The sequence below is a fragment of the Sabulicella glaciei genome, from assembly GCF_026183895.1.
GTDB lineage: Bacteria > Pseudomonadota > Alphaproteobacteria > Acetobacterales > Acetobacteraceae > Roseococcus > Roseococcus glaciei.
Genome location: NZ_JAPFQI010000011.1, coordinates 45,157 through 66,072 on the forward strand (window position 1 = coordinate 45,157; position 20,916 = coordinate 66,072).

Below are 20,916 nucleotides of genomic sequence, written 5' to 3' on the forward strand. Positions count from 1 at the left end.
GGAAACGGGCTTGCGGCCGGACGGAACGCGCATCCTTTGCACGCACACGGGCAGCCTGCCGCGCCCACGCGCGCTGACCCAACTCCATGCCCGCCGCGCTCGCGGCGAGGCGGTGGACGAGGCGGCGCTGGGGCAGGCCGCCCGCGCCGCGGTGGAGGCCATCGTGCCGAAGCAGGTCGCCGCGGGCATCGACATCCCCAACAATGGCGAGCAGGGGCGCGAATCCTTCGTCCTCTACCTGCGCGACCGGCTCACCGGGCTGGGCGGCGAAAGCCGCCGCACCGGCTGGCAGGACGTGGATGCCTATCCGGAGTTCAAGGCGGAGCTGCAGGCCGCCTGGGCGGGCAAGGAAACCGCCAGCATGACGGCGAACCTGCCCGCCGCGATCGGCCCGGTGCGCTACGTGGGCGAGGCGGCGATGCGCGCCGAGTGCGAGGAGTTCGGACAGGCTCTGGCCCCGGCGCGGGACCGCATCGCGGGCGCCTTCCTGGCCGCGCCCTCACCCGGCATCGTGGCCGCGGTGGTGCAGAACCGCCACTACGGGTCGGAGGAGGCGTATCTGGAGGCGCTGGCGACTGCGTTGCGCGCCGAATACGCCGCCATCCTGGAGGCGGGCTTCACGCTGCAGCTCGACTGCCCCGACCTCGCCCTCGAACGCCACGCCTCCTTCCGTGAGGAGCCCTTGGGCAACTTCATCGCCTTCTGCGAAAAGGTGGTCACGGCGATCAACCGCGCCATCGAAGGCCTGCCGCGCGACCGCATCCGGCTGCACGTGTGCTGGGGTAATTACGAGGCCCCGCACGACGCCGACGTGCCGTTGGAGGAGATCCTGCCCACCATCCTCCAGGCGCGGGTCGCGGGCTTCGTCCTGCCCTTCGCCAATCCGCGCCACGCGCATGAGCACCGCGCCTTCCGCCGCCTGCCGCTGGCCTCCGACCAGTATCTCGTCGCGGGCGTCATCGACACGCTGACCAATTTCGTCGAGCACCCGGAGGTGGTGGCCGAAAGGCTGGAGCGCATCGCCGACAGCATCGGCGATCCGACGCGCCTCATGGCCGGGACGGATTGCGGCTTCGATACCGCCGCCGGGCGAGGGCGCGTCGCCCCCGACGTGGTCTGGGCCAAGTTGCGCTCCATGCGCGAGGGGGCCGACATCGCCTCCCGCCGCCTGCTCGGCTGATGTGCTGGCTTTGCCTCGCGCGGCCGCCGCGACCCGTGGCTGATGCGCCCCCGAAGAAGCCGGAGGAACCGGCACAGGACAGGAGGAACCCATGATCCGCCGTTTGCTGCTTGCCGCCGCCGCGCTGCTGCCCTTCGCCCTGCCCGCCGCTGCGCAGGAGGCGTGGCCGGGCAACCGGCAGGTCCGCATCCTCGTCACCTATCCGCCCGGCGGCACCTCGGACTTCGTCGCGCGCCTTCTCGCGCAGCGCCTGGGCGAGGCGACGGGCGGCAATTTCGTGGTGGACAACCGCTCGGGCGGCGGCGGGGTGATCGGCTGGACCGCCGTGGTGCGCTCGCCGCCCGACGGGACGACGCTGCTGCTGACGGACAACTCGCTGGCCACCGCGCCGCCGCTCTATCCCAATCTGGGCTTCGACATCCGCACGGACTTCACGCCGGTCTCGCTGGTGGTGGACTACCCGACCGTGTTCGTGGTGCCGGGCAACAGCCCCGCGCGCAACCTGCGCGACTACGTGGAAGGGCGGCGCGGCGAAGGCGAGGGGGCGGGGTTCTACGGCTCCATGGGCGCCGGCTCCTCGCCGCATCTCTACACGGAATACCTGCAGGACCTCACGCGGATCCAGCTGACCCACGTGCCGTATCGCGGCATGGGGCCGGCCTTCACGGACCTCCTGGCCGGGCGCGTCGGCTTCCTGATCGCGGCACCGCCCACCGTGCTGGGCGCGGTGCGCGACGGGCGGGCGCGCGCCATCGCCATCGGAACCACGGGTGGCCGCATCCCGGCCCTGCCCGACGTGCCCACGGCGCGCGAGCAGGGCTTCGACTTCGCCTATTCGTTCTGGTACGGGCTGCTCGGCCCGCGCGGAATGAACCCGGCGGTGGTGGCGCGCATCCGCGACGAGGTGGCGCGCATCGTCGCCCTGCCAGAGGTGCGCGAACGCCTGGCGCAGCAGGGCGGCACGCCGGTCGGCGGTGACGGCGAGGCGCTGCGGCGCGTGATGGAAAGCGACCTCCAGCGGTGGAGCGAGGTGATCCGCGCCAAGAACATCACAGTGCAGTAGAGCCTGAGCCTCTACTCCTCGCTTGTCCCCCAGCGCCGCAGCGCGCGGCGCTGGACCCAGCCCAGCGCCGCGAAGATCGCGATGCCGGCGGCGGAGATCAGCGCCAGCGCGGCGAACATGCGCGGGATGCGAAGCTGGTAGCCGGCCTCCAGGATGCGGAAGGCGAGGCCCGAGCCCGCGCCGCCCGCCCCGGCCACGAACTCCGCCACCACCGCGCCGATCAGCGCCAGCCCGCCCGCCACGCGCAGCCCGGCCAGGAAGAAGGGCAGGGCGGAAGGCAGGCGCAGCAGGCGCAGGGTCTGCCAGCGCGTCGCGCCATGCAGGCGGAACAGATCGCGCAGGTTGGGATCGGCGCTGTTCAGCCCAAGCACGGTATTAGACAGGATGGGGAAGAAGGCGACGATCCACGCGCAGATCAGCAGCGCCACCGGGACGCTGTCCACCCAGATCAGGATCAGCGGCGCGATGGCGACGATCGGCGTCACCTGCAGGATCACCGCATAGGGAAACAGTGCCCGTTCCAGCCATCGCGACTGCGCGAACAGCACCGCCAGCAGCACCCCTGCCGCCACGGCCAAAGCCAGCGCCAGCAGCGCGATGCGCAGCGTCATCAGCAGCGAGCGGAACAAGAGCGGCCAGTCCGCCACCAGGGCCTCGGCGATGGCGACCGGTCCCGGCAGGATCCAGGGTGGCACGGCGAAGACGCGCAGCGCCGCCTCCCATCCCAGCAACACGAGGATGCCCAGCACCACGGGGGCGAGGCGTTCCGTCACGACGCCGCCTCCAGCGCCGCGGTCGCCTCGGCCAGTCGCGTAGCGAAGCCGGGTGTCGCGCGGAAGCCGGGGCCGCGCGGCACGGCGTCGAAGCGCAGCTCGGCGGCAACGCGGCCCGGGCGCGGCGCCAGCACCACGAGGCGGTCGGCGAGATAGGCGCTTTCCAGCAGGGAATGCGTCACGAAAAGCACGGACACGCCGCGCGCGCCCTTCAGCGCCAGTATCTCGTCGTTGAGGCGCATGCGCGCCACCTCGTCCAGCGCGGCGAAGGGCTCGTCCATCAGCAGCAGGTCGGGTTCCGTCACCAGGGCGCGGGCGATGGAAACGCGCATCCGCATGCCGCCGGACAATTCGCGCGGCAAGGCGCGCTCGAAGCCGCGCAGCCCCAGCGCGGCCAGGGCGGCTTCGGCTCGCGCCTCGCGCTCCGCTCGCGCCAGGCCGGCGAGGCGCAGCGGCAGGGCGACGTTCTCCAGCGCACGTGCCCAGGGCATCAGCGTCGGGTCCTGGAACACGAAGCCGATCTCGCGCGGGCGGCCCTCTGGCCACTCCACCGCGCCTTCGGTCGGCGCGACCAGCCCGGCGGCGATGCGCAGCAAGGTGGACTTGCCGCAGCCCGAGGCACCGAGCAGGCACAGCAACTCGCCCCGCGCCACGGCGAGGGAAACGCCCGCCAGCGCCTCCACGCCATTGGGGAAGCGGTGGCCGATGCCGGACAGGCGCAGCAGCGTCACGGAGGCGGCGCGCGCCCCGTCACCCGCGGCCGATCCCCTTGTTGACGAAGGACAGTTCGAAGGCGCGGCGCCAGTCGAGGGCGCGGGGCACCACCTCCACCTCCGCCATGCTTTCGAAGAAGCGGCGCCAGCGCGCCTCGGTCATGGCGCCGATGCCCGACTCGACGGCGTCGCCGGAGCGGACGATGCCCGCCTCGTTCATCATGCGGCGGCCGTAATCCAGCAGCGCCTCTGGCATGTCGGGGTTGTCGCGGCGGATCAGCGCATGGGCGTCGGCGACATTGGTGCCGGGGTCCAGGTATTGCGCCCAGCCTTGCAGCGTCGCATCCACGAAGCGTTGTACCGCCTCGCGCCGCCGCTCCATCGTCTGGCGACCGATCTGGATCGTGGTGTTGTAGTTCTCGAACCCCGCATCGGCGATCATCAGCACCACCGGGTCCACCCCCGCCTGGCGCAGGCTGAAGGGCTCGGAGCCCAGGTAGCCCTGCTGCACCAGCATCCGGTCGGCCAGGAAGGGCTGCGGGTTGAAGGTGTAGGGCCGTGCCTGCTCGTCGCGCAGCCCATATTTCCGGCGCAGGAAGGGCCACCACGTCGTGCGCGCCTGGGCGCCGACCAGCACGGTGCGGCCGCGCAGCGCCTCGAAGCCGGTCAGCCCCGTGTTGGGGTGGCCGAGCAGCACCTGCGCCTCCTTCTGGAAGATCGCCGCGATCGTGAGGAAGGGCAGCCCCTCGCGCACGTAGTTGAAGCTTTCCAAGGCGGAGCCCATGGACATGTCCACCCGCCCCGCGACCAGAAGCTGCGCCGGGTTGATCTGCGGCCCGCCGGTGCGAAGCTCCACCTCCAGCCCCGCCGCGCGGTAGAGCCCGGCGGCCTGGGCCTGGTAGAACCCGCCATGCTCGGCCTGGGCGCGCCAGTCCGAAAGAAAGGACAGGCGCTCCATCCCTTGCGCGCGGGCGCGGCCCGCGACGGGCAGGAGGAGTGGACCGGCGGCGAGGCCAAGCGCGGCGCGGCGGTTCACCCGGAATCGAGGCATGGGGCGGCTCCCTGGATGGCGTGGCGGATTAGAGCCGGATTCGGCGCCGCGCCATAAGCCCTCTTCGCGCTGGGCGCCTCAGGTCCGGACCGGGCGCAGGGGTGCGGCGCGGAAGGACCGAAGCCGAGCCGGGCGCAGCATCAGCGCCGTGCCCCAGCCAAAGGCCCCGTTGACCAGCGCCGCGCGTAGCAGGGTCTGCACGTTGCCTCCGGCGAAGGGCGGCAGGCCCTTCAGCCCGGCCACCACCGTCACCGCCACCAGCGTGCAGCCCACCGCGCCGACAAGGAAGCCGGTAAGCAGGTCGGGCGCCGGGGTCGCGTGCAGCACCGCCGCGATGACGATGCCCCACACCCCGCCCCAGAACATCTGGTTGAGCAGGAGCGGCACGGGCAGGCCGAAGGGCGGGTTCGGCATCATCCGCGACAGGTCCCAGCCCGGCGCCGCGACGCGGCCGATCACCTGTGTCGCCTCCGGGATGGCATTGGCGTGGTGAAACAGGAGAAACAGGGTCCCCTGGTGGAAGATGGCGATGGACAAGGCCCCCATCAGGAACCCGAGCGCGATCACCCTGGCCACCTTGCATCCCCCCGTCTTGCGGCGTCGCCATCTTCGGGGGAGGCTCGCCCCCCGTCCAAGTTAATTTTCCCTCAGCGAAGGAGCTTACCCGTTGAACGGTGCCGAATCCCTGGTCCACTCGCTGCTCAAGAGCGGCGTCGAAGTTTGCTTCGCCAATCCCGGCACCAGCGAGATGCATTTCGTCGCCGCGCTCGACCGTGTTCCGGGCATGCGCTGCGTGCTGGGCCTGCAGGAAAACATCGTGACCGGCGCGGCGGACGGCTACTACCGCATCAGCGGCAAGCCGGCGGTGACGCTGCTGCATTGCGGCCCCGGCCTCGCCAACGGCCTCGCCGGCCTGCATGACGCCCGCCGTGCCCATTCGGGCATCGTGAACTGCGTGGGCGACCAGGCGACCTATCATCGCCCGTTGGACGCGCCGCTCACCGCCGACACGGAAGGCTTCGCGCGCGGCGTCTCCGCCTGGGTCCGCACCAGCACGGAGGCGAAGGAGGTCGGCCAGGACGTCGCCGTGGCGGTGCAGGCCGCGCGGACCTCGCCCGGCCAGGTGGCGACGCTGATCCTCCCTTCGGACACGTGCTGGAACGACGACGGGGTGGTCGCCGAGGCGCTGCCCGTGCCCAAAACGCCCCAGGCCGAGGCGCATGCCATCCGCAACGCCGCCAAGGTGCTGCGCGAGAAGAAGAACGTGCTGATCCTGCTGGGCGGCCCCACCGCGCTGACCGAGGGGGGGCAGATCGCCGCCCAACGTATCGTCGCGCATACCGGCGCCCACATCCTGGCCGAAACCTCCAACGCCAAGATCGCGCGCGGCCAGGGCCGCATGCAGCTCGACCGCGTGCCCTATCCGCCCGACGTGGCGATCGATCGGCTGAAGGGCTACGAGCAGATCATCCTGGTCGGCTCCAAGGCGCCGGTCGGCTTCTTCGGCTATCCGAACCACCCCTCCATCCACTACCCGCCCAAGGCCGAGATCACCGTCCTGACGCGCCAGGAGCAGGACGCGGTCACGGCACTGAACGCCCTGGCCGAGGAGCTGGGCGCGCCGAAGGTGGCGATGCCCGACAACGGCCCCAAGCCCGACCTGCCGCGCGGCGCGCCTTCGCCGGAAGGCCTCGCGCAGGTGATCGCGGCGCTGATGCCCGAGCAGGCCATCATCGTGGACGAATCGGTGACCTATGGGCGCGGCCTGTCGCCGCTGACCCATTGCGCGGCGAAGCATGACTGGCTGCAGAATCGCGGCGGCGCCATCGGCTACGGGTTCCCGGTCGCGACCGGCGCGGCCGTGGCGGGCGGCGGGCGGCGCGTGATCGCGCTCCAGGCCGATGGCTCGGGCATGTACACGGTGCAGGCCCTGTGGACCCAGGCGCGGGAGAAGCTGCCCATCACCACGATCGTTCTGTCCAACCGCAAGTACCAGATCCTGATCGGCGAATACCGCAACGTCGGCGCCAATCCCGGCCCGACGGCGATGCAGATGCTCGACCTGGGCAACCCGGACATCAACTGGGTGCAGCTGGCGAACGGCATGGGCGTCGAGGCCGCGACCGCCTCCACGCTGGAGGAACTGGCCGACCTCGTCAGCCAGAGCCTGGCGCAGGACAACCCGTTCCTGATCGAGTTCCTGATCTGACGGAAGGGCAGGCCCATATGGGTTCCATGGACCTGCCCGATCTGCGCGTCGCTCCCGACCCCGCCGACCCCCGCCTGACCCGTCGCGTTTCCGGACGCGACCAGACGGGGGCGGTGGTGGAAACCAGTGTCACGGTGGAACGCCCGCTCACCCTCTACCTGAACGGGCAGGAAATCGTGACCATGATGACCATCCTCGACCGGCCCGAGGACCTCGCGGTGGGCTACCTGCTGAACCAGGGCATGCTCCGCACCGATGACCAGCTGACGGCGGTGGAGTACGACGACGACCTCGGCGTGGTGGTGGTCCGCACCGAACGGCGCACCTCGTTCGAGGAGAAGCTGAAGAAGAAGACGCTCACCTCCGGCTGCGCCCAGGGCACCGCCTTCGGCGACCTGATGGAGGGCTTCGCCGAGGTGAAGCTGGACCCGGAGGCGCGGCTGCGCACCAGCGAGCTCTACCGCCTGCTGCATCGCATCAACACGGTCCCGAGCCTCTACCTGGAGGCGGGCGCGATCCATGGCTGCGCGCTCGCGGAGGGCGACCGGCCGCTCTGCTACATGGAGGATGTCGGCCGCCACAACGCGGTGGACAAGATCGCAGGCTGGATGTTCCGCGAGGGGGTGCGGGGCAGCGTCTTCTACACCACCGGCCGCCTCACCTCGGAGATGGTGATCAAGACGGTGCGGATGGACATCCCCATCCTCGTCTCCCGCTCCGGCTTCACCGCCTGGGGGGTGGAGCTGGCGCGGGAAGCCAACCTCACCCTGATCGGGCGCTGCAAGGGCAAGCGCTTCACCGTGCTGGCCGGCGAGGAGCGGCTGATCTGGGACGCCGAGCTTTCCTATCTCGAAGAGGAAAGCGCCAAGCATTGGCGGAAGAATGCCCGTGAGGAATGACACCTTCGGCGTGGTGCTGGCAGGCGGACTCGCGCGGCGCATGGGGGGCGGGGACAAGCCGCTGCGCCTCCTCGGCGGCAAGCCCATGCTGGAGCATGTGCTGGACCGGCTGGTGCCACAGGTCGCGGGCGTCGCGCTGAACGCCAATGGCGATCCGGCGCGCTTCGCCGCGCTCGGCCTTCCGGTCTGGCCCGACACGCTGCCCGAACATCCGGGCCCGCTCGCCGGCATCCTGGCCGCGATGGAGAGCAGCCCCGCCGAATGGGTGGTGACCGTGCCAGGCGACAGCCCCTTCCTGCCGCCCGACCTCGTCGCACGGCTGCATGCGGCGCGGGAGGCGGCGGGGGTGCCGCTCGCCTGCGCTGCGTCGGGCGGCTGGGCGCATCCGCCGATCGGGCTGTGGCGTCGCGACCTCGCGCCCACGCTGCGCGCGGCGGTGGAGGCAGGGGAGCGCAAGATCGACCGCTGGACGGCGCAGATCGGCGTGGCGGAGGCGGAATGGCCCGTCGCGCCGCTCGATCCCTTCTTCAACGCCAACACGCCTGAGGAACTGGCGGAGGCGGAGAAGCTCTTGCGATCCGGCGCCGTTCCGCCTTAGGGAGGCCGAGCCAGTCGGCAATGAACCGGGAAGAACCAAGATCATGAAGTCCGTCCTGACGGGTATCGTCATCGCCGTCCTCATCGCCGTCGGCGCCGCCTTTGTCCTGGACGGCGCGGTGCAGCGCCCGGTGCAGGACAGCTTCACCACCCAAGGCGTGCGCCTCTGACCCGCCAAGAGGGGAAGGGCCCGTCCCTTGCCCCTCCCGCCCCGGGGGAATAGAACCCGGCCACCGCCGGACCCTGAGGACCGCCTTGGCCACCACCGAACCCGACACCCAGCCGCGCGCCGAGCCCACGGCGGCCCAGGCGGCGCAGGCCGCCATCCTCGCCCGCCCCGCCACGGAGGAGCGCCGTATGGCCGACGCCATCCGGGCGCTTGCGATGGATGCGGTGGAGGCGGCGAAGTCGGGCCATCCCGGCATGCCCATGGGCATGGCCGACGCGGCCACGGTGCTGTGGTCCAAGTTCCTGAAGTACGACGCCGCCGACCCGCGCTGGCCCGACCGCGACCGCTTCGTGCTTTCCGCCGGCCACGGCTCCATGCTGCTCTATTCCCTGCTGCACCTCTCCGGGCATGCGGGGATGGGGATCGAGGAGTTGCGCCGCTTCCGGCAGCTCCACTCCCCCGCCGCCGGCCACCCGGAATTCGGCGAGCACCCGGCCATCGAGACCACCACCGGCCCGCTGGGCCAGGGCATCGCCACCGCCGTCGGCATGGCGCTGGCGGAGCGCATGCTGGCCTCGCGCTTCGGCAAGTCGCTGGTGGACCACCGCACCTGGGTCATCGCCTCGGATGGCGACCTGCAGGAAGGCATCTCCCACGAGGCGGCCTCGCTCGCCGGGCACCTGAAGCTGGAGAAGCTGACGGTGCTGTGGGACGACAACAACATCTCCATCGACGGCGACACCTCGCTTTCCTTCAGCGAGGACGTGCTGAAGCGCTTCCAGGCCTATGGCTGGGCGGTGCGCCGCGTGGACGGGCATGACCACCAGGAGCTGGCGGGCGCGATGTCGCAGGCACTGCGCTCGCGCAAGCCGACGCTGATCGCCTGCCGCACCATCATCGGTTTCGCGGCGCCCAAAAAGGCCGGCACCGCTGCCTCCCACGGCGCGCCGCTGGGCGGCGACGAGATCGCGGCGGCGAAGTCGGCGCTCGGCTGGAACGCCGAGCCCTTCACCGTGCCCGAGGGGCTGAAGGGCCGCTGGGAAGAGGCGGGCCGCCGCTCCGCCGGGACGCGCCGCTCCTGGCTGAAGCGCCTGGCCAAGCATCCGCAGCGCGCGGAGTTCGAGCGCGCCACCGCCGGCAAGCTACCCGAGAACTGGAGCGAGGCGCTGGTCGCGCTGCGCGCCGAATGGGCGGAGGCGAAGCCCAAGCTCGCCACCCGCGTCGCCAGCCAGAAGGCGCTGGAAGGCCTGGTGCCGGCGGTGCCGGAGATGGTGGGCGGCTCCGCCGACCTCACCGGCTCCAACAACACCAACGTGAAGGGCATCCCGGTGGTGCGGCCGGGCGACTATGGCGGCCGCTTCGTCCATTGGGGCGTGCGCGAGCACGGCATGGCCGCGGCCATGAACGGCATGGCGCTGCATGGCGGGCTGATCCCCTATAGCGGCACCTTCCTGGTCTTCGCCGACTACCTGCGCCCGGCTCTGCGCCTCGCGGCGCTGATGCACCAGCGCGTCATCCACGTGCTGACGCATGACAGCATCGGCCTGGGCGAGGACGGGCCGACGCACCAGCCGGTCGAGACTCTGGCCAGCCTGCGCGCCATCCCCAATACCTTCGTCTTCCGCCCCGCCGACGCGATGGAAACGGCGGAATGCTGGGAGATGGCGTTGCGTCGCGCCGACGGCCCCTCCGTGCTCGCTCTGACCCGCCAGGGCCTGCCCGCCCTGCGCGCGGAGGCCGGCGAGAATCGCTGCGCCCGCGGCGGCTACGTGCTGGCGGAGGCCGAGGGCGGCGAGCGGCAGGTGACGCTGATCGCCACCGGCTCCGAGGTGTCGGTCGCGGTCGCGGCGCGGGAGGCCCTGGCCGAGGCGGGGATCCGCGCCGCCGTGGTGTCCTTGCCTTGTTGGGAACTTTTCGCCACGCAGGACGTTGGCTACCGGGCCTCCGTGCTGGGCGCGGCCCCGCGCATCGGCATCGAGGCCGCGCTGCCTTTCGGCTGGGATCGCTGGCTCGGCGAGCGCTCGGCCTTCGTGGGCATGCAGGGCTTCGGCGCCTCCGCGCCAGCCGAGGCGCTGTTCGAGCATTTCGGAATCACGCCGGCCGCGGTGGTCGCGGCGGCGCGCAAGCTTGTGGAAGGGGATCGCTAGGACGATGACGGTCAAGGTTGCCATCAACGGTTTCGGACGCATCGGGCGCCTCGTGCTGCGCGCGATGATCGAGAGCGGGCGGGACGACGTGGAGTGCGTCGCGATCAACGACCTGGGCTCGGTCGAGGCGAATGCCCACATGTTCCGCTACGACAGCGTCCATGGCCGCTTCCCCGGCGAGGTGCAGGTCGAGGGCGACAGCATCCTCATCCGCGCCAATGGCCGGCAATACGCGCCGATCAAGGTGACGGCCGAGCGCGACCCGACCAAGCTGTCCTGGCAGGGCGTGGACGTGGCCGCCGAGTGCACCGGCATCTTCACCAACTCGGACAAGGCGGCGCTGCTGCTGCAGGCCGGCCCGCGCAAGGTGCTGGTCTCGGCCCCCGTCACCTGGGCGGAGGCGCATGCCGATGCCTCGGCGCAGGCGACGATCGTCTATGGCGTGAACCACAAGATCCTGCAGCCGAGCCACCAGATCGTCTCCAACGCCTCCTGCACCACGAACTGCCTGGCGCCGGTGGCGAAGGTCCTCCATGAGAAGTGGGGCATCGCCCGCGGCTACATGGTGACGATCCACGCTTATACGGGCGACCAGAATACGGTGGACACGCTGCACAAGGACCTGCACCGGGCCCGCGCCGCCGCCGTTTCCGCCATCCCGACCTCGACCGGCGCGGCCAAGGCCGTGGGCCTCGTCCTGCCGGAACTGAAGGGCAAGCTGGACGGCACCGCCATCCGCATCCCGACGCCCAACGTTTCCCTGATCTCGCTGGACGTGAACCTCAACACGCCGGGCGTGACGAAGGAGATGGTGAACGCGGCGATGAAGGAGGCCTCGGAGGGCGAGCTGAAGGGCATCCTCGGCTACAACACCGCGCCGCTCGTTTCCATCGACTTCAACCACGACGCCCACTCCTCCACCTTCGATGCGACGCAGACGCAGGTGGTGGACGGCGCGCTGGTGCGCGTCATGGCGTGGTACGACAACGAGTGGGGCTTCTCGAACCGCATGTCGGACACGGCTGCGCTGCTCGGCAAGCTCTAAGTTTGTTGATGCCCTCAACGCGGTCAGGCCCTGCCTGACCGCTGCGCCGGGCGCGCGCATCCGCGCGCTTGGCTTTCGCGCCGCCACTGGCGCGCCTGCGACGCGGTAGGTCTGGGCGCGCCGGCCGCCTTGCGGCCGGATTTCCCTGTTTCGGCGCGGGTTCTTCCCTTGTTGCCCCGCTCGGAGGTTCCATGCCCGCTTTCCGCACCCTTGATGACCTGGACGCGCGCGGCAAGCGCGTGCTGCTGCGCGCCGACCTGAACCTGCCGGTGAAGGACGGGCGCATTACCGACATGACGCGCATCGAGCGCCTGGTGCCCACGCTGCGCGAGCTGCTCGACAAGGGCGCGCGCCTCGTCGTGTGCTCGCATTTCGACCGGCCCAAGGGGCAGCGCGTGCCGGAGATGTCGCTGAAGCCCATGCAGGCCGCGCTCACGCAGGCCCTGGGCCGCGAGGTGCGCTTCGCTGATGACTGCATCGGTCCCGAGGCCGAGGCGGCCGTCGCCGCGCTGAAGGATGGCGAGGCGCTGCTGCTGGAGAACACCCGCTTCCACAAGGGCGAGGAAAAGAACGACCCCGCCCTGGCCCAGGGACTCGCGAAGCTTGCCGATGCCTTTGTGAACGACGCGTTCAGCGCCGCGCATCGCGCCCATGCCAGCACGGAAGGCGTGGCGCGCCTCGTGCCCGCCTATGCCGGACGGCTGATGCAGGCGGAGCTGGAGGCGCTGGACAAGGCGCTCGGCAATCCGCAGCGCCCGGTGGTCGCCATCGTCGGCGGCGCCAAGGTTTCCACCAAGCTCGACCTGCTCGGCAACCTGACCAAGAAGGTGGACGTGCTGGTGATCGGCGGCGCCATGGCCAACACATTCCTGGCCGCCCAGGGCCACGGCGTCGGCAAGTCGCTCCAGGAAGCGGAGATGCACGACACGGCCAGCCAGATCATGGCCGACGCGAAGAGCAATGGCTGCGAGATCCTGCTGCCCGTGGACCTCGTGGTGGCGGAGGCCTTCGCCGCGCATTCGCCCAACGAGGTCGTCGGGCTGGACGCGGTGCCGGCGGACCGCATGGCGCTCGACGTGGGGCCGGAAACGGTGAAGGCGGTGGTGTCCCGCCTCGCCTCGGCGCGGACCCTGGTGTGGAACGGTCCCTTTGGCGCCTTCGAGATCGCGCCCTTCGATTCCGCCACCGTGGCGGTGGCAAAGGAGGTGGCGCGGCTGACGGAGGCCGGCAGCCTGACCAGCGTCGGCGGCGGCGGCGACACCGTCTCCGCCCTGCGCCATGCCGGGGTAGCGGAGCGAATGAGCTACGTTTCCACCGCCGGCGGCGCCTTCCTGGAATGGCTGGAGGGCAAGGAACTGCCGGGCGTCGCCGCGCTCTCGCGCTGAAGATGTTCACTTTGCGTTGACTTATTAATGGGACATGCCTCAATCTTGAGGCATGTCCAGCAATCGCCTCATCGCAGCCGCTTTCACCCATTCTTCACGGCTGCGATGGAGAGTGCTGCGCATGATCAGCACCAACAGCCTCGCCGCCTTCACGCCAGAGGTGACGCGCGCCCGCCCCGGCCAGCCGGCCCGGCCGGTTGCTCCCGCTCCCGATGTCGCCCCGATCCAGCAAGCCGCCGCGCAACGCACGCTGGAAGCGGTGCCGCCCGCCCCGGACAAGCCCCTGCCGCGCGGCTCACTTCTTGACCTGCGCGTCTGATTTCTGCCGGTTTCCTGGGCAAAATTGCGTCCTTGCCGCGAAAACATCCGCGTCCGCCCCGGGTCCGGGCGCCGCTTCCATGACAGTTTCGGCACAACGGCGCCCAGGAGCGTCGGAGTGACGGAAAGCGGCAAGGCCCATGCGCAAGATTCTCCTCGCCTCCACAGCCTTCACGGGCCTGTCCCTGGCGCAGCCCGCGGCGGCGCAGGTCGCCATCGGCAACACGGGGCTGGAAGCCAGCATCACCGGCACGGTGGCGAGCGACTACTTGTTCCGCGGCATCAGCCAGACCCGCTCCCGCATCGCCACCCAGGCCACAGCCGAGCTGGCGCATAGCAGCGGCTTCTATATCGGCGGCTTCGTCAGCAATGTCCGCTTCCTCGGCACCGATGCGCGGCAGGAGGTGGATCTGTTCGGCGGCTATCGCTTCGCCGTGGGGGGGCTGAAGCTCGACCTCGGCGGCATCTGGTACACCTATCCTGGCTACAGCCGTCCGGCCGGCGCCTACGGCCTCAACTACGCCGAGGCGCAGGTCAGGGCGTCCTACGAGGTCGGGCCGGTCAACCTGCTCGGCCAGTTCAACTACTCGCCGAACTTCTTCGGCTCCTCGGGCAACGGCTTCTATGCGGAGGGCGGCGCGGACTGGAAGACCGGCATCTTCGACCTCACCCTGGGCGGCCGCATCGGCTACCAATGGATCGAGCGCAACGTGCGCTTCGGCACGCCGGATTACGCCTGGTGGTCGGTCGCCATCTCGCGTGAATTCGCCATCCCCGGCATCGGCACGGTCACGGCCGCGGTGGGCTACTACGACACCTCGATCCGCCGCGCCGACTGCGCCGGCGGGCAGAATATCTGCGCCGCACGCGCCCTGGGCTCGATCTCCTTCAAGTTCTGAGGCCGGCAGGTCCTGAGGCCGGGCTTCCGCTTGACGCATCCTCTCCGGCCGGCCGACGTTCCCCGGCTGGAGGGACTTGCATGCACCGTCTGATCATCGCCGCCCTGCTCGCCGCCGCGCCGGCGGTGGCGCAGGAACGCCCATCCGTCACGCCGACGCGCGACGCGACCGTGACCTATCGCCTCCAGGGCACGCCGGGCGGTGCGGCGGGCGGCTCGCTCAGCGAGATGCGCATCGGCTTCCTCGCCGCGCAGCAGCTGATCCGCCTGGATCTGCCCACGGGCGGCGGCTACATCGTCGCCGACAGCCGCGCCCGCACCGGCTTCCTGGTGAGCGAGGCGCAGCGCGCGGTGGTGGTTCTGCCCCCCGGCAGCGGCACCGCGGGCATGCTCCCACACGAGAGCGCGAACTACACGCGCGAGGGCGCGGACACCGTGGCCGGCTTTCCCTGCACGCTGTGGCGCGTCGACGATGCGGGCCGCAGCGCCCGCGCCTGCATCACCACGGACGGGCTGATCCTGCGCGCCGAGGGCCAGAACGGGCGCATGGAGGCCGTGGCGGTGGACCGCACGCCGCTCGACCCCAGGCGCTTCGAGCGTCCGACCGGATTCCGGGTGATGCAGGCGCCTTCGGACGTGCCGGCCGGCGCCGGGGCGACGCTGCCGCGCGGGACTGCCCTGCCGCCGCCTGGCCTCCCAGGACGGTAAGGCCAACGAACCCGCCCGGGTCGCGTTCCTGTCCGGTAAGGCGCCCCGCTTGGGCGCCACCAGACAAGGAGGTCCCCAATGGACAAGGATCGGATCGAAGGCGCCGCCAAGCAGGCGAAGGGCACGCTGAAGGATGCCGCCGGCAAGCTGACCGGCGATGCGAAGCTCGAGGCCGAGGGCAAGATGGATAAGGCCGAAGGCAAGGCGCAGAACGCGGTCGGCGGCGTCAAGGATGCCGCCCGCGACGCGGTCGACAAGAAGTAGCGCCCGGTGAGCCACGCGACATCCGACCGGAGCGAGGTCGTCTACGATCCCATGGTGGCGCAGCCTGAGGCAGCGCCCGCGCTCCGACCTCAGGCCTCTTGGGGTGCCCTTCTGGTCGGTGCCGTCGTGGCCATCACCGTCGGGCTGATGCTCAACACGCTCGGCGTCGCCGTCGGCGCCGGGGTGGTGGACGTCACCGCGCGCGACACGCCCTCCGCCACGGCGATGGGCGTGGGCGCGGCCATCTGGTTCGCCGTGTCCAACATCATCGGCTTGTTCCTGGGCGGGATGGTGGCGGCGCGGCTGGCCGGCACCACGGACCGGCTTGATGCCGCCTATCACGGGCTGGGCGCCTGGGCGGTGGCCTTCCTGTTCGCCGTTGTGGTGATGGGCCAGGTGGGCAGCAACATCGCCGGCCGGGCGGCCGATGCCGTGGGCTCCGTCGCCCGTGGTGCGGCCGATGCCGCCGGCTCGGCCACCGGCGCCGCGGCCTCCGCCGTCGATCCCGAGCAGGTGACGGAACGCGTCCGCGTGGCCCTGTCCGGGCCGGAAGACCCCGCCGCCATGACGACGGAGCAGCGTGGGGCGGAGATCGCCTCGCTGGTCGGAACCGGCATGACGCAGGGTGGGCTGGACGACGCCCGCAGGGCGCGCCTCGTTCGCCTCGTCTCTGCCGAGGCGGGGATCCCCGAGGACCAGGCCGCCCAGCGCGTCGCCGCAGCCGAGGCCGAGGCGCGGCGCCTGGCCGAGGAGGCCGAGCGTCGCGCGCGGGAAGCTGCGGATGCCGCTGCCACCGCCGCTGCCACCTCGGCGCTGTACTTCTTCGTGACGATGCTGCTCGGGGCCGGGGCCGCCATGTTGGGCGCGCGATCCGGCACGCGTGGCCTCGTCATGGCGCATCGGCGCGCGCCACTCTGATGCGGGGGCGGGAAGGGGCCCCTACCCACGGGCCCCTTTCCCCTCCACATCTTCCCGCATGATCACCGGACGCCGCTCCCTCCTCGCCGCTCCCGCCTTGCTGCTGCCCAGCATGGCGCTGGCCCAGTCCAACGCGGCTCTCGCGCGGGTGGAGGCGTATTTCAACGGGCTGACCACCTTGCGCGCCCGCTTCCTCCAGACCGCCTTCAACGGCGCTTCCGCCGAAGGTACCGCCTGGATCTGGCGCCCGTCGCGCATGCGCTTCGAGTACGATCCGCCGGAGCCGACGCTGCTCGTCGCGGCTGACCGGCAGTTCTTCCATTGGGATGGCGAGTTGCGCCAGGCGACCGTGGTGCCGCTGGAATCCACCCCGCTCGGTGTCCTGCTCCGTTCGCCGCTGCGCCTGTCCGGCGACGTGACGGTGGCCGGGGTGGAGCGTTCGGGCGGCTTCCTGCGCGTCACCGTGTTTCGCACCGGGCACCCGGCGGAGGGCCGCATCCAGTTGGCGTTAGAAGAGGAGCCGATGCTGCTGCGGCAATGGGTGGTGGTGGATGGGCAGAACCGCGCCACCCGCGTCACGCTGAACCAGATCCAGATCGGGCTGCGCTTCGACCCCTTCCTGTTCGCCTTCAATGACCCGCGCTTCCGCGAGGCGCTGGAGCAGGGCCGCTGAATCCGCATTCCTCCGGCCTTGATTGCGCCACGTGCGGCGCGTTTATTGCAGGGTGGAGACGGGAAGCCTGATCATGGGCTTCCTGCCGGATGACACCTCGCCCCAAGGGGATGCGCGTGAAGCCGCTGATCGGGATTTCCTGCTGCGTGAAAGGCTTCGGCCTGTTCAACACGCCCAACCACGCGGCGTCCGACCACTACGTGAAGGTGGTGCTGGGCCCGGTGGGTGGCATTCCGATCCTGATTCCGGCAGCGGGTGAGGCCAGCGTGCCCGACATCCTGCCGCGCCTGGACGGGCTGCTGCTGACCGGCAGCCGGTCCAACGTGCACCCGTCCAATTACGACGGGCCTGCCCATGCCGAAGGCACGCCGGAGGATCCGCAGCGCGACAGCACGACGCTGCCCCTGATTCGCGCGGCCATCGGGCAGGGCGTCCCCCTGCTCGCCATCTGCCGCGGCATGCAGGAGCTGAACGTGGCGCTGGGCGGCACGCTCGACCAGCGCATCCAGGACCTGCCCGGCCGGATGGATCATTCCACCCCGTCCGACCAGCCCATCCCGCTGGTCCGCACAGGCAAGGCGCACACGGTCCGGTTGGCGGTGGAAGGCATGCTCGCCCGCCTCGCCAATTGCGGCGAGGTCCCGGTGAATTCCCTGCACAACCAGGGGGTGCAGCGCCTCGCGCCGCGCCTGGAGCCCATGGGATGGGCCCCGGACGGGACGGTCGAGGCGGTTCGCGTGCGCGAGGCGCGCGGCTTCGCCTGGGGCGTGCAATGGCACCCCGAGTACGACTGGGACCGCGACGGGTTCAGCCGCCGGATCTTCGAAAGCTTCGGCGAGGCATGTGCCGACTGGGCCCGCCTCCGTCATGAGCAGGTCGCCGCCGAATAAGGCGGAATTGGGGTTGCATGTTCCGGGAAAACACTTATAGTCCGAGCGCCGGGGCAGCTTTGCCCTGGTGGACGATCCGGCATCCCCTTCCGGCTCGCCCGACCAAAGAGACTACCGATCGGTAAGTTTCAGTACCCCAAATGGGCGCTCGGCCACCCCCCTGGCCGGGCGCTTCTTTTTTTCCGGACCGCGAAACCGAAACACGGCTTCCTTCATTCCTATTATGGGAAGGCGACTCGGATGAGGGGGAAACTCTCAGACGCGCCGTTGTCGCGTCAACCCCCCATCATCATTCCCCTCCTGCGGGTTTCGGTCTATGGCAGCCCAACCGCGAGGTGAAGGACCCCCATGCCGGATTACGTGATCAGCCCGCCCCCCGTGCCTTATGTGCCCGTCCAGGGCTCAAGCGCCGTCTTCCCGGTCCGCCGCATCTTCTGCGTCGGCCGCAACTACGCCGAGCACGCGATCGAGATGGGCAGCGATCCGACGCGCGAGCCTCCTTTCTATTTCGCGAAGCCCGCCGATTCGCTCGTCATCAACGGCGCGGACATGCCCTATCCCCCTGCCACCAAGGACCTGCACCACGAGATGGAGCTGGTGGTGGCGATTGGCGCGGGCGGCGTGAACATCGGCGCGGGTGACGCGCTGAAGCATGTCTGGGGCTATTGCGCCGGGCTCGACATGACTCGCCGCGACCTGCAGGGCGAGGCCAAGAAGACCGGCCGTCCCTGGGACATGGGCAAGGGCTTCGATCACTCCGCCCCGATGGGCGCGCTGATCCAGGCAGGCTCCTTCGATCCGTCCAAGGGCAAGATCCAGCTCAACGTGAACGGCGCCCAGCGTCAGGTCAGCGACCTGAGCAAGCTGATCTGGTCCGTGCCCGAGGTGATCGCCAACCTTTCCACCCTCGTGCGGCTGGAGCCAGGCGACCTTATCATGACCGGCACGCCGGAGAACGTCGCGGCCGTGGGGCGCGGCGACCTGCTGGAAGGCTTCGTCGAAGGCGTCGGCGAGGTTCGCACCAGGATCGTCTGACGTCCTGAAGCCGGCTTGTGGAAGGGCGCGGCAGGGTTCCGCCGCGCCCGCCCGCTGCCCATGCGGGGTTTGTTCTGCTAGGGCTGGAGTTCCATGCCCAAGCCTCTTCGCATCGCCACCTGGAACATCAACTCCGTCCGCCTGCGCCTGCCGCTCCTGAAGGAGCTGGACGCCGCCCTGGCGCCGGACGTGCTCTGCCTGCAGGAAACGAAGTGTCCGGACGAGCACTTCCCGCTCGAAGGCATCGAGGCGCTGGGCTTCCGCCACGTCGCAGCCAAGGGCATGAAGGGCTATAACGGCGTCGCCATCCTGTCCCGCATCCCCTTCGCCCTGCGCGAGCAGGATCCGGACTGGTGCGAGAAGGGCGATTGCCGCCACCTCGGCGTCACGCTCGACGCGCCGGGCGGTCCGGTCGAGCTGCACGACTTCTACGTCCCCGCCGGGGGCGACGTGCCCGACCCCGCGGTGAACCCGAAATTCCATCACAAGCTGAACTTCCTGCGCGAGGTCACGGCATGGGGCGAAACCCGCGCCGCCGCGCCGCGCCGCGTCCTGGTCGGCGACCTGAACATCGCGCCGCTGGAGCACGATGTGTGGAGCCACAGGCAGCTCCTCGACGTGGTGAGCCACACCCCGGTCGAGGTGGAGGCGATGGGGCGCTGGATGGAGAAGGGCGAATGGGTGGACGCGGTGCGCCACTTCGTCCCCGCCGAGCAGAAGCTGTATTCCTGGTGGAGCTACCGCAACCGCGACTGGGCGGCCTCCGACCGCGGCCGCCGGCTGGACCATGTCTGGGTCAGCCCCGACCTCCAGGGCCGACTGGCTCGGCAGCACGTCCACAAGCCCGCGCGCGCCTGGACCCAGGCGAGCGACCATGTCCCCGTCCTGGTGGAGCTTTCGCTGTGACCGCACGCCGCTTCCGCTTCGTCACCGTGGACGTGTTCACCGAGACCCGCTTCGGCGGCAACCCGCTGGCCGTCTTCCCCGATGCGCGCGGCATCTCGGACGCGGAGATGCAGGCCCTCGCCGCCGAGTTCAACCTGAGCGAGACGACCTTCGTCCTGCCGCCCGACGATCCGGCCAACACCGCGCGCGTCCGCATCTTCAACCGCAAGGCGGAGATGCCCTTCGCCGGCCACCCCAACGTGGGCACCGGCTTCGTCCTGGCCGACCGCGCCCGCGACGGCTTGCTGCGCTTCGAGGAGATCGCGGGCCTGGTCCACGTGCGGGTGGAGGAGGGCGGCACGACCATCGAGGCGCCGCAGCCCCTTTCCACCGGCGCGACGATGGACGCCGCCACCCTCGCTTCCTGCGTCGGGCTTTCCGCCGCGGACGTGCTGCCCGACCGGCATGGCCCCGTGCTCGCCTCCTGCGGCAACAGCTTCGTCGTCGCTGAGGTGACGCCCGAGGCGCTGGGCCGCGCCGCCCCCGACCTCGCCCGGTTCCGTGCCGTGGCGCGCGACTGGACGGCGGCGGGGCCGGAGCGCCTGCCGCTTTATCTCTGGGCGCGCGAGGGGCGCGACGCGCTGCGGGCGCGCATGTTCTCGCCCCTTTCGGGCACGATCGAGGACCCGGCCACGGGCAGCGCCGCCACGCCGCTGGCTGCCCTGCTGCATTCCCTGGGCGAGGGCGACCGCTTCACCCTGCGCCAGGGCGTGGAGATGGGCCGCCCCTCCACGCTGCGCCTCGCCGCTTGGCGCGTGGAGGACGGGGTGCGCGCCAGCGTCGGCGGGTCCTGCGTCCGCGTGCTGGAGGGGGAAGCATTGCTCTAGCGCGGGCCGCTTTCCTGGCCCGGAGGGGTGATAAGAGGCGACGGTGGTGGTGTTCGACTTGGAATCCACTGGGCTCAGGCCCAGCCGGGGCGAACGCCTCGTTTGCATCGGCGCGGTGCGCCTGCCGGATGGGGCGGAGTCCGGGACGCTGGTTCAGCCGGGCCGCCCCATTTCCCCTGCTTCCACGGCATCACCGATGCCATGGTGGC

23 protein-coding genes are annotated in these 20,916 nt (G+C 70.7%); 19 read left to right on the forward strand and 4 right to left on the reverse strand.

Annotation, left to right across the window (positions count from 1 at the left end):
- The first annotated feature begins 10 nt into the window (after positions 1–10).
- Positions 11–1,180 (forward strand): cobalamin-independent methionine synthase II family protein, encoded by a 1,170-nt coding sequence (locus OF850_RS14160; RefSeq protein WP_301590907.1) that lies wholly within the window; start codon positions 11–13, stop codon positions 1,178–1,180.
- Positions 1,181–1,271: 91 nt separating this feature from the next.
- Entirely contained in the window at positions 1,272–2,243 is a 972-nt protein-coding gene (locus OF850_RS14165) for a Bug family tripartite tricarboxylate transporter substrate binding protein (RefSeq protein WP_301590908.1), read from the forward strand.
- A gap of 11 nt (positions 2,244–2,254) precedes the next feature.
- On the opposite strand, the gene OF850_RS14170 is transcribed toward OF850_RS14165, so the two are convergent.
- The 4 genes from OF850_RS14170 to OF850_RS14185 all read right to left on the reverse strand — a co-directional run bounded on the left by OF850_RS14170 (position 2,255) and on the right by OF850_RS14185 (position 5,356).
- The gene (locus OF850_RS14170; RefSeq protein ID WP_301590909.1) at positions 2,255–3,016 is read right to left on the reverse strand and encodes an ABC transporter permease; all 762 of its coding nucleotides are present in this window, start codon (positions 3,014–3,016) and stop codon (positions 2,255–2,257) included.
- Positions 3,013–3,747: an ABC transporter ATP-binding protein gene (locus tag OF850_RS14175; RefSeq protein ID WP_301590910.1), complete on the reverse strand. Its 735-nt coding sequence runs from the start codon at positions 3,745–3,747 to the stop codon at positions 3,013–3,015. Before OF850_RS14175 ends, OF850_RS14170 begins: the two co-directional genes overlap by 4 nt.
- A gap of 19 nt (positions 3,748–3,766) precedes the next feature.
- The gene (locus OF850_RS14180; RefSeq protein ID WP_301590911.1) at positions 3,767–4,780 is read right to left on the reverse strand and encodes an ABC transporter substrate-binding protein; all 1,014 of its coding nucleotides are present in this window, start codon (positions 4,778–4,780) and stop codon (positions 3,767–3,769) included.
- A gap of 78 nt (positions 4,781–4,858) precedes the next feature.
- A complete protein-coding gene (locus OF850_RS14185; RefSeq protein ID WP_301590912.1) occupies positions 4,859–5,356 on the reverse strand; it encodes a hypothetical protein in 498 nt (165 codons plus the stop codon).
- Between the two features lie 91 nt (positions 5,357–5,447).
- On the opposite strand from OF850_RS14185, the gene OF850_RS14190 reads away from it, so the two are divergent.
- The 17 genes from OF850_RS14190 (at position 5,448) to OF850_RS14270 (ending at position 20,707) form a co-directional block, all read left to right on the forward strand.
- On the forward strand, positions 5,448–6,989 hold the full coding sequence (locus OF850_RS14190; protein WP_301590913.1) for an acetolactate synthase large subunit: 1,542 nt from the start codon (positions 5,448–5,450) through the stop codon (positions 6,987–6,989).
- 17 nt (positions 6,990–7,006) lie between these two features.
- A complete protein-coding gene (fdhD, locus tag OF850_RS14195) occupies positions 7,007–7,888 on the forward strand; it encodes a formate dehydrogenase accessory sulfurtransferase FdhD (protein ID WP_456314208.1) in 882 nt (293 codons plus the stop codon).
- A complete protein-coding gene (gene mobA, locus OF850_RS14200; RefSeq protein WP_301590914.1) occupies positions 7,872–8,486 on the forward strand; it encodes a molybdenum cofactor guanylyltransferase MobA in 615 nt (204 codons plus the stop codon). Before fdhD ends, mobA begins: the two co-directional genes overlap by 17 nt.
- A 43-nt stretch (positions 8,487–8,529) precedes the next feature.
- Positions 8,530–8,655: a hypothetical protein gene (locus tag OF850_RS14205; protein WP_301590915.1), complete on the forward strand. Its 126-nt coding sequence runs from the start codon at positions 8,530–8,532 to the stop codon at positions 8,653–8,655.
- Between the two features lie 187 nt (positions 8,656–8,842).
- Entirely contained in the window at positions 8,843–10,801 is a 1,959-nt protein-coding gene (tkt, locus tag OF850_RS14210; protein ID WP_368044694.1) for a transketolase, read from the forward strand.
- Between the two features lie 4 nt (positions 10,802–10,805).
- Entirely contained in the window at positions 10,806–11,846 is a 1,041-nt protein-coding gene (gene gap / locus OF850_RS14215; protein WP_301590916.1) for a type I glyceraldehyde-3-phosphate dehydrogenase, read from the forward strand.
- Between the two features lie 191 nt (positions 11,847–12,037).
- Entirely contained in the window at positions 12,038–13,231 is a 1,194-nt protein-coding gene (locus OF850_RS14220; RefSeq protein ID WP_301590917.1) for a phosphoglycerate kinase, read from the forward strand.
- 121 nt (positions 13,232–13,352) lie between these two features.
- Complete coding sequence (locus OF850_RS14225) at positions 13,353–13,550, forward strand: hypothetical protein (protein WP_301590918.1); 198 nt, start codon at positions 13,353–13,355, stop codon at positions 13,548–13,550.
- Between the two features lie 139 nt (positions 13,551–13,689).
- Entirely contained in the window at positions 13,690–14,448 is a 759-nt protein-coding gene (locus OF850_RS14230; RefSeq protein ID WP_301590919.1) for a TorF family putative porin, read from the forward strand.
- A gap of 80 nt (positions 14,449–14,528) precedes the next feature.
- Positions 14,529–15,155, forward strand: coding sequence for a hypothetical protein (locus tag OF850_RS14235; RefSeq protein WP_301590920.1), 627 nt, complete (start codon positions 14,529–14,531; stop codon positions 15,153–15,155).
- Between the two features lie 78 nt (positions 15,156–15,233).
- Complete coding sequence (locus OF850_RS14240; RefSeq protein WP_301590921.1) at positions 15,234–15,419, forward strand: CsbD family protein; 186 nt, start codon at positions 15,234–15,236, stop codon at positions 15,417–15,419.
- 6 nt (positions 15,420–15,425) lie between these two features.
- Complete coding sequence (locus OF850_RS14245; RefSeq protein WP_301590922.1) at positions 15,426–16,337, forward strand: hypothetical protein; 912 nt, start codon at positions 15,426–15,428, stop codon at positions 16,335–16,337.
- Positions 16,338–16,395: 58 nt separating this feature from the next.
- Entirely contained in the window at positions 16,396–17,010 is a 615-nt protein-coding gene (locus tag OF850_RS14250) for a LolA family protein (protein WP_301590923.1), read from the forward strand.
- Between the two features lie 89 nt (positions 17,011–17,099).
- Positions 17,100–17,900, forward strand: coding sequence for a gamma-glutamyl-gamma-aminobutyrate hydrolase family protein (locus tag OF850_RS14255; RefSeq protein ID WP_301590924.1), 801 nt, complete (start codon positions 17,100–17,102; stop codon positions 17,898–17,900).
- A gap of 348 nt (positions 17,901–18,248) precedes the next feature.
- Positions 18,249–18,935 (forward strand): fumarylacetoacetate hydrolase family protein, encoded by a 687-nt coding sequence (locus OF850_RS14260; protein WP_301590925.1) that lies wholly within the window; start codon positions 18,249–18,251, stop codon positions 18,933–18,935.
- Between the two features lie 93 nt (positions 18,936–19,028).
- A complete protein-coding gene (locus OF850_RS14265; protein ID WP_301590926.1) occupies positions 19,029–19,841 on the forward strand; it encodes an exodeoxyribonuclease III in 813 nt (270 codons plus the stop codon).
- Entirely contained in the window at positions 19,838–20,707 is an 870-nt protein-coding gene (locus tag OF850_RS14270) for a PhzF family phenazine biosynthesis protein (protein ID WP_301590927.1), read from the forward strand. Before OF850_RS14265 ends, OF850_RS14270 begins: the two co-directional genes overlap by 4 nt.
- Positions 20,708–20,916: the final 209 nt, after the last annotated feature.

What these genes read in the sequence shown, in the direction of transcription:
- OF850_RS14165 (WP_301590908.1), top strand. Translation starts at nt 1,272, where the DNA reads ATGATCCGCCGTTTGCTGCTTGCCGCCGCCGCGCTGCTGCCCTTCGCC.
- OF850_RS14180 (WP_301590911.1), bottom strand. Translation starts at nt 4,780, where the DNA reads ATGCCTCGATTCCGGGTGAACCGCCGCGCCGCGCTTGGCCTCGCCGCC.
- fdhD (WP_456314208.1), top strand. Translation starts at nt 7,007, where the DNA reads ATGGGTTCCATGGACCTGCCCGATCTGCGCGTCGCTCCCGACCCCGCC.
- mobA (WP_301590914.1), top strand. Translation starts at nt 7,872, where the DNA reads ATGCCCGTGAGGAATGACACCTTCGGCGTGGTGCTGGCAGGCGGACTC.
- OF850_RS14205 (WP_301590915.1), top strand. Translation starts at nt 8,530, where the DNA reads ATGAAGTCCGTCCTGACGGGTATCGTCATCGCCGTCCTCATCGCCGTC.
- tkt (WP_368044694.1), top strand. Translation starts at nt 8,843, where the DNA reads ATGGCCGACGCCATCCGGGCGCTTGCGATGGATGCGGTGGAGGCGGCG.
- gap (WP_301590916.1), top strand. Translation starts at nt 10,806, where the DNA reads ATGACGGTCAAGGTTGCCATCAACGGTTTCGGACGCATCGGGCGCCTC.
- OF850_RS14220 (WP_301590917.1), top strand. Translation starts at nt 12,038, where the DNA reads ATGCCCGCTTTCCGCACCCTTGATGACCTGGACGCGCGCGGCAAGCGC.
- OF850_RS14225 (WP_301590918.1), top strand. Translation starts at nt 13,353, where the DNA reads ATGATCAGCACCAACAGCCTCGCCGCCTTCACGCCAGAGGTGACGCGC.
- OF850_RS14230 (WP_301590919.1), top strand. Translation starts at nt 13,690, where the DNA reads ATGCGCAAGATTCTCCTCGCCTCCACAGCCTTCACGGGCCTGTCCCTG.
- OF850_RS14235 (WP_301590920.1), top strand. Translation starts at nt 14,529, where the DNA reads ATGCACCGTCTGATCATCGCCGCCCTGCTCGCCGCCGCGCCGGCGGTG.
- OF850_RS14240 (WP_301590921.1), top strand. Translation starts at nt 15,234, where the DNA reads ATGGACAAGGATCGGATCGAAGGCGCCGCCAAGCAGGCGAAGGGCACG.
- OF850_RS14250 (WP_301590923.1), top strand. Translation starts at nt 16,396, where the DNA reads ATGATCACCGGACGCCGCTCCCTCCTCGCCGCTCCCGCCTTGCTGCTG.
- OF850_RS14255 (WP_301590924.1), top strand. Translation starts at nt 17,100, where the DNA reads ATGACACCTCGCCCCAAGGGGATGCGCGTGAAGCCGCTGATCGGGATT.
- OF850_RS14260 (WP_301590925.1), top strand. Translation starts at nt 18,249, where the DNA reads ATGCCGGATTACGTGATCAGCCCGCCCCCCGTGCCTTATGTGCCCGTC.
- OF850_RS14265 (WP_301590926.1), top strand. Translation starts at nt 19,029, where the DNA reads ATGCCCAAGCCTCTTCGCATCGCCACCTGGAACATCAACTCCGTCCGC.